Annotated in this window: 1 protein-coding gene; it reads left to right on the top strand. The window is 68.0% G+C overall.

Translation table 11 applies throughout. From position 1 onward, the window contains the following. Nucleotides 1-3: 3 nt before the first annotated feature. The coding region (locus ABZS69_RS66710) for an amino acid adenylation domain-containing protein (RefSeq protein ID WP_355395496.1) at nucleotides 4-6723 on the top strand (6720 nt) is incomplete at its 3' end.

Genomic DNA, 6723 nt, shown 5'->3' with positions numbered 1-6723 from the left:
GCGTTGTGTCTTCCGCGTGGTGTGGATCTGGTGGTGGCCGTGCTGGCGGTGTGGAAGGCGGGTGCCGCTTATCTGCCGCTGGATCCGACCTATCCCACGGATCGGCTGGCCTTTTTGCTGGCTGACAGTGGGGCGGGTCTGCTGCTGAGCACCGGGGACCTGCTGGAGGAGCTGCCCGCCGGCCGTCTGCGCACGCTGGTGGTGGACGATCCGGGTGTGCGGGCGGGGTTGCAGGCTATGCCGGCCACTGTTCCTGATGTGGTTGTTGTCCCGGGTCAGGCCGCTTATCTGATTTACACGTCGGGTTCGACGGGTCGTCCGAAGGGGGTGCGGGTCGGGCATCGGGGGCTGGTGAATCTGGTGGTGGCGCAGCGGGAGGCGTTCGGGGTTTCGGCTTCTTCGCGGGTGTTGCAGTTCGCGTCGCCTGGGTTTGATGCGGCGGTGTCGGAGATTGCGGTGACGTTGGCTGCGGGGGCGACGTTGGTGGTTCCGGGTGTGGAGCAGCGGGTGGCCGATCTGGCGGGGTTCGTCCGGGAGCAGCGGGTGGATGTGGCGACGTTGCCGCCGTCGCTGCTGGCCACGCTGGACCCGGCGCAGTTACCCGAGTTGACGTTGATCAGCGCTGGTGAGCATCTGGATCCGGAGCTCGCTCGGGTGTGGGGGAGCCGTCATCGGCTGCTGAACGCCTACGGCCCGACCGAGACCACGGTGTGCGCGACCATCGGCCAGGATCCGGCCGGGATCGGTGTGCCGATCGCCAACACCACCACTCATGTGCTGGATGCCCAGCTGGGCCTGGTTCCGGCGGGGGTTCCGGGGGAGTTGTTCGTGGGTGGTGTGGGCCTGGCCCGTGGTTATCACGGGCGGCCGGTGCTGACGGCGGAGCGGTTTGTGGCCGACCCGTACGCGGGTGACGGCTCGCGTTTGTATCGCACCGGTGATGTGGCCGTGTGGCGGCCGGATGGTCAGCTGGTCTTCCTGGGTCGGACCGATCATCAGGTGAAGATTCGTGGTTTCCGGATCGAGCCGGGCGAGATCCAGCATGCGCTGACCGGCCACCCGCACATCGCCGCGGCCCTGGTCACCACCCATCAGACCAGCACCGGCATCGCCACCGGCATTGCCAACGCCAACGGCACGGGTACGGGCACGGCCAACGGCATCGCCAACGCCACTGGCATCGGCACCGGCATCGGTACCAGCCCGGCCAACGACAACGACAACGACAACGGCGTCGGCGTCGGAAGTGGTGATGGCATCGGCAAGGGTGACGGCCATGGTGGCCGAGGGGGCAAGGGCGGCACGGACCGTCGGCTGGTCGCCTACGTGGTTCCCGCCGACCCTGCCCTCGGCATCCCCGCGACCGATGATCTGCGGGCGTATCTGGCGGCCGGCCTGCCGGAGTACATGATCCCGTCGGTGTTCATCGAGCTGGCGGCCTTCCCTCTGTCCCCGAACGGGAAGATCGATCGGGCCGCGCTGCCGGTGCCGGACGGCAGCCGTCCGGAGCTCGCGGGTGGCTATGAGGCCCCGGTGACGGCGACAGAGCAGGTGCTGGCCGGGATTTGGGCCGACCTGCTCGGTGTGGACCAGGTCGGGGTCCGGGACAACTTCTTCGATCTGGGCGGGCACTCCCTGCTGGCTACCCAGGCCATCACCCGCATCCGCAACACCTTTGGCACCGACCTGGTACTCGCCGCCCTCTTCGACCAGCCAACCCTCAAACAGTTGGCCGCGATCATCGACAGCACCGCAACCACGGACATCGCACCTCCGATCCTCCCGTGCCCGCGTGACCAGGCATTGCCGTTGTCGTTCGCGCAGCAGCGGTTGTGGTTCCTGGCCCAACTCGACCCGGATTCCGCCGAGTACAACAGCCCCACTCCCGTCCTGTTGCCTGGCGACCTCGACATTCCGGCCCTGCGTGCCGCGCTGACGGCGCTGGTGGAGCGCCATGAGGTGCTGCGCACCCGGCTGGTCGCCGACGCCGAGGGCATCCCGTACCAGGTCATCGACCCGCCTGCCGACTTCGACCTGCCCGTCATCGCGGTGGCGAGTGAGCAGGAAGCACAGACACTGATCGCCGCCGACGCCACTACTCCGTTCGACCTGGCGGCCGGTCCGCTGCTGCGCGCCAGCCTGCTCCGGCTGGGCGACCAGGAGCACATCCTGGCTTTGTGCATGCACCATGTCGTCTTCGACGAGTGGTCGGCCAAGATCTTCCACCAGGAACTCACCGCCCTCTACGAGGCGTTCCGCGTCGGCCGGCCGTCCCCGCTGACGCCGCTCACGGTGCAGTACGCGGACTTCGCCCTGTGGCAGCGCACCTGGCTCACCGGCCACACCCTGCAAGAGCAGCTCGGCTACTGGCGTCACCAGCTCGCCAACCCGCCCATCCTCGACCTGCCCACCGACCGGCCCCGCGCGGCCATCCGGGACAGCCGCGGCGCCACCGTCACCTTCCACATCAACCCCGAGATCACCGCAGCCCTGCAGGAACTGTCACGCCGCTCCGGCGCGACCATGTTCATGACCTTGCTGGCCGCGTACACCGTCCTGCTCGGCTGCTACAGCCGTCAGGATGACGTGCTGGTCGGTACGCCGGTGGCCAATCGGAATCAGGCCGAGACCGAGGATTTGATCGGGTTCTTCGTCAACACGCTGGTGCTGCGTACCGACCTGTCGGGCGATCCGACCTTCACCGACCTGTTGCAGCAGGTCCGCGCCACCGCGTTGGACGCCTATGGTCATCAGGATCTACCGTTCGAGCAGCTCGTCGACGAATTGGGCATCGAACGCGACCGCTCCCGGACGCCGCTGTTCCAAACGGTCTTCAACTACTTCTCTGCCGACCAGACGGACCAGACACCAAACGACCTCGCACTCGACGAAATACCAGTCAAGTTCGATCTGATCCTCAACCTGTCAGCTTCCAACGACACTGCCCTGATCGGTTCGGTGCAGTACAGCACGGCCCTGTTCGACCAGGCCACGATCGAGCGGTTGGTCGGCCACCTTCGGGTGCTGCTGGATGCCGTCACCGCTGATCCGGACCGGCCGTTGTCGGCGTTGCCTGTTCTGACGTCGGCTGAGCGGCGGGCGCTGGAGGGTGTGAACGCGACCGGGGTGGTGCTGCCTGAGGTGGGGGGTGTGCATGAGCTGATCGCGGCTTGTGCGGTGGCCGCTCCTGAGACGGTGGCGGTGGCCGGTGCGGAAGGGGAGGTCAGCTATGGGGAGCTGGAGGCTCGTGCCAATCGGCTGGCGCATCGGCTGATCGGGTTGGGTGCGGGTGCGGAGACGACGGTGGCGTTGTGCCTGCCTCGTGGTGCGGATCTGGTGGTGGCCGTGCTGGCGGTGTGGAAGGCGGGTGCCGCTTATCTGCCGCTGGATCCGACCTATCCGGCAGATCGGCTGGCGTATCTGCTGGCCGACAGCGGGACGGACCTTCTGCTGACCACCGGGGAACTGCTGAGCAGGCTGCCCGCCTGTGCGGGCACCGGTGAGGGCGGCGAGGCTGCGGACGTCCCGGCCGGTGGTCTGCACACGCGGCTGGAGGAGCTGCCCGCCGGGCGTCTGTGCACGCTGGTGGTGGATGATCCGGGTGTGCGGGCGGGGTTGCAGGCTCTGCCGGTCACCGTTCCTGATGTGGTTGTTGTCCCGGGTCAGGCTGCCTACCTGATTTACACGTCGGGTTCGACGGGTCGTCCGAAGGGGGTGCGGGTCGGGCATCGGGGGCTGGTGAATCTGGTGGTGGCGCAGCGGGAGGCGTTCGGGGTGACCGTCGCGTCGCGGGTGTTGCAGTTCGCGTCGCCGGGGTTTGATGCGGCGGTGTCGGAGATCGCGGTGACGTTGGCCGCGGGGGCGACGCTGGTGGTTCCGGGTGCGGAGCAGCGGACGGACGATCTGGCCGGGTTCATCGGTGAGCACCGGGTGGATGTGGCGACGTTGCCGCCGTCGCTGCTGGCCACGCTGGACCCGGAGGAGGTACCTGAGTTGACGTTGATCAGCGCGGGTGAGCATCTGGATCCGGAGCTCGCGCGGGTGTGGGGCGGCCGGCATCGGCTGCTGAACGCCTACGGTCCGACCGAGGCGACGGTGTGCGCGACCATCGGCCAGGATCCGGCCGGGATCGGCGGTCCGATCGCCAACACCACCACCCACGTGCTGGATGCCCAGCTGGGCCTGGTTCCGGCGGGGGTGCCGGGCGAGCTGTTCGTGGGTGGTGTCGGCCTGGCCCGTGGCTATCACGGGCGGCCGGTGCTGACCGCCGAGCGGTTCGTCGCCGACCCGTACGCGGGTGACGGTTCGCGGTTGTATCGGACCGGTGATGTGGCTGTGTGGCGGCCGGATGGCCAGTTGGTCTTCCTGGGGCGGACCGATCATCAGGTGAAGATTCGTGGTTTCCGGATCGAGCCGGGCGAGATCCGGCATGCGCTGACCGGCCACCCGCATATCGCCGCGGCTCTGGTGACCACGTTCGGGCAGGACGCTGACCAGCGGCTGGTCGCCTACCTGGTTCCGGCCGATCCCGCCCTCGGCATCCCTGCGACCGATGAGCTGCGGGCGTATCTGGCCACCGCCCTGCCCGACTACATGATCCCGTCGATCTTCATCGAACTCGCCGCTTTCCCGTTGTCCCCGAACGGGAAGATCGATCGGGCCGCGCTGCCGGTGCCGGATGGCAGCCGGCCGGAGCTCGCGGGCGGCTATCAGGCCCCGTCTACCCCCACGGAGCTGTTGCTGGCCGGGATCTGGGCCGACCTGCTCGGTGTGGACCAGGTCGGGGTCGGCGACAACTTCTTCGATCTGGGCGGGCACTCTCTGTTGGCCACCCAGACCATGACCCGCATCCGTAGCACGTTCGGGACGGATCTGGCGCTTGCGGCCCTGTTCGATCAGCCGACCATCAAGGGTCTGGCCGCTCTCATCGACAGCACTGGCATCACCGCGGTCGCGCCGCCGATCGTCCCGGCCGGCCGTGACCAGCCGTTGCCGCTGTCGTTCGCCCAGCAGCGGTTGTGGTTCCTGGCCCAGCTCGACCCCGGCTCGGCCGAATACAACACCCCGTCGGCGATCCCGCTGCCTGGCGACCTCGACGTCCCCGCCCTGCGCGCCGCGTTGACGGCGCTGGTGGAGCGGCATGAGGTGCTGCGCACCCGGTTGGTCGCCGACGCCGACGGCATCCCGTACCAGGTCATCGACCCTCCCACCGACTTTCTCCTGCCTTTGGTGGATCTGGGTGATCAGCCCGCCCCTCACCAAGCCGCTGAAGACCTCATCGCCACAGACGCTGCCACCCCCTTCGACTTGGCGGCCGGTCCGCTGCTGCGCGCCAGCCTGCTCCGGCTGGGCGACCAGGAGCACATCCTGGCGTTGTGCATGCATCACGTCGTCTTCGACGAGTGGTCGGCCAAGATCTTCCATCAGGAGCTCACCGCCCTCTACGAGGCGTTCCGCGTCGGCCGGCCGTCCCCGCTGGCACCACTCACGGTGCAGTACGCCGACTTCGCCCTATGGCAGCGCACCTGGCTCACCGGTCAGACCTTGGAGGAGCAGCTCGGCTATTGGCGGCGGCAACTGGCCCAGCGTCCGGTGCTGGAGTTGCCGACCGACCGTCCCCGGCCCCCGGTCCGCGACACCGCTGGCGCGGCTATTGATTTCCGTATCGACGCCGAGGTCAGCCGTCGGTTGCAGGAGCTGTCCCGCCGCTCCGGCGCGACGATGTTCATGACGCTGCTGGCCGCTTATGCCGTGCTGCTCGGCCGCTACAGCCGTCAGGATGATGTGCTGGTCGGTACGCCGGTGGCCAACCGGAATCAGGCCGAGACCGAGGATTTGATCGGGTTCTTCGTCAACACGCTGGTGCTGCGGGCCGACCTGTCCGGCGACCCGACCTTCACCGACCTGTTGCAGCAGGTCCGCGCCACGGCGCTGGACGCCTATGGTCATCAGGATCTGCCGTTCGAGCAGCTTGTCGATGAGCTGGGTGTGGAGCGTGATCGTTCTCGGACGCCGTTGTTCCAGACGTTGTTCAACTACATCGGTGAGTTGGGCGACGATCGTGGAAGCGAGGAGTCGGCCGAGGCCACGGTTCAGGAAGGTGTCGTCAAGTTCGATCTGGTTGTGAGCATGGTCGGCTCTGGTGACCGGGATCTGGCCGGTTCGGTGCAGTACAGCACGGCCTTGTTCGACCAGGCCACGATCGAGCGGTTGGTCGGCCACCTTCGGGTGCTGCTGGATGCCGTCGCCGTTGATCCGGACCGGCCGTTGTCGGCCTTGCCTGTTTTGACCTCGGCCGAGCGGCAGGTCTTGGACGGCATCAACGCCACCGGGGTGGTGCTGCCTGAGGTGGGGGGTGTGCATGAGCTGATCGCGGCTCGTGCGGTGGCCGGTCCCGAGACGGTCGCGGTGGCCGGTGCGGAAGGCGAGGTCAGCTATGGGGAGCTGGAGGCTCGTGCCAATCGGCTGGCGCATCGGCTGATCGGGTTGGGTGCGGGTGCGGAGACGACGGTGGCGTTGTGCCTTCCGCGTGGTGTGGATCTGGTGGTGGCCGTGCTGGCGGTGTGGAAGGCGGGCGCGGCCTATCTGCCGCTGGACCCCACCTATCCGACGGATCGGCTGGCCTATGTGCTGGCCGACAGCGGGGCGGACCTTGTGCTGACCACCCAGCCGTTGCTGGGCAGGCTGCCCGCCGCCGATGCGGGCGCGGGTGAGGGTGCGGAC

The organism is Nonomuraea sp. NPDC005650 (assembly GCF_040605375.1).
Classification (GTDB): Bacteria; Actinomycetota; Actinomycetes; order Streptosporangiales; family Streptosporangiaceae; genus Nonomuraea.
The sequence above is the reverse complement of the archived record's forward strand: the minus strand, read 5'-3'. Positions and strand labels throughout refer to the sequence as shown.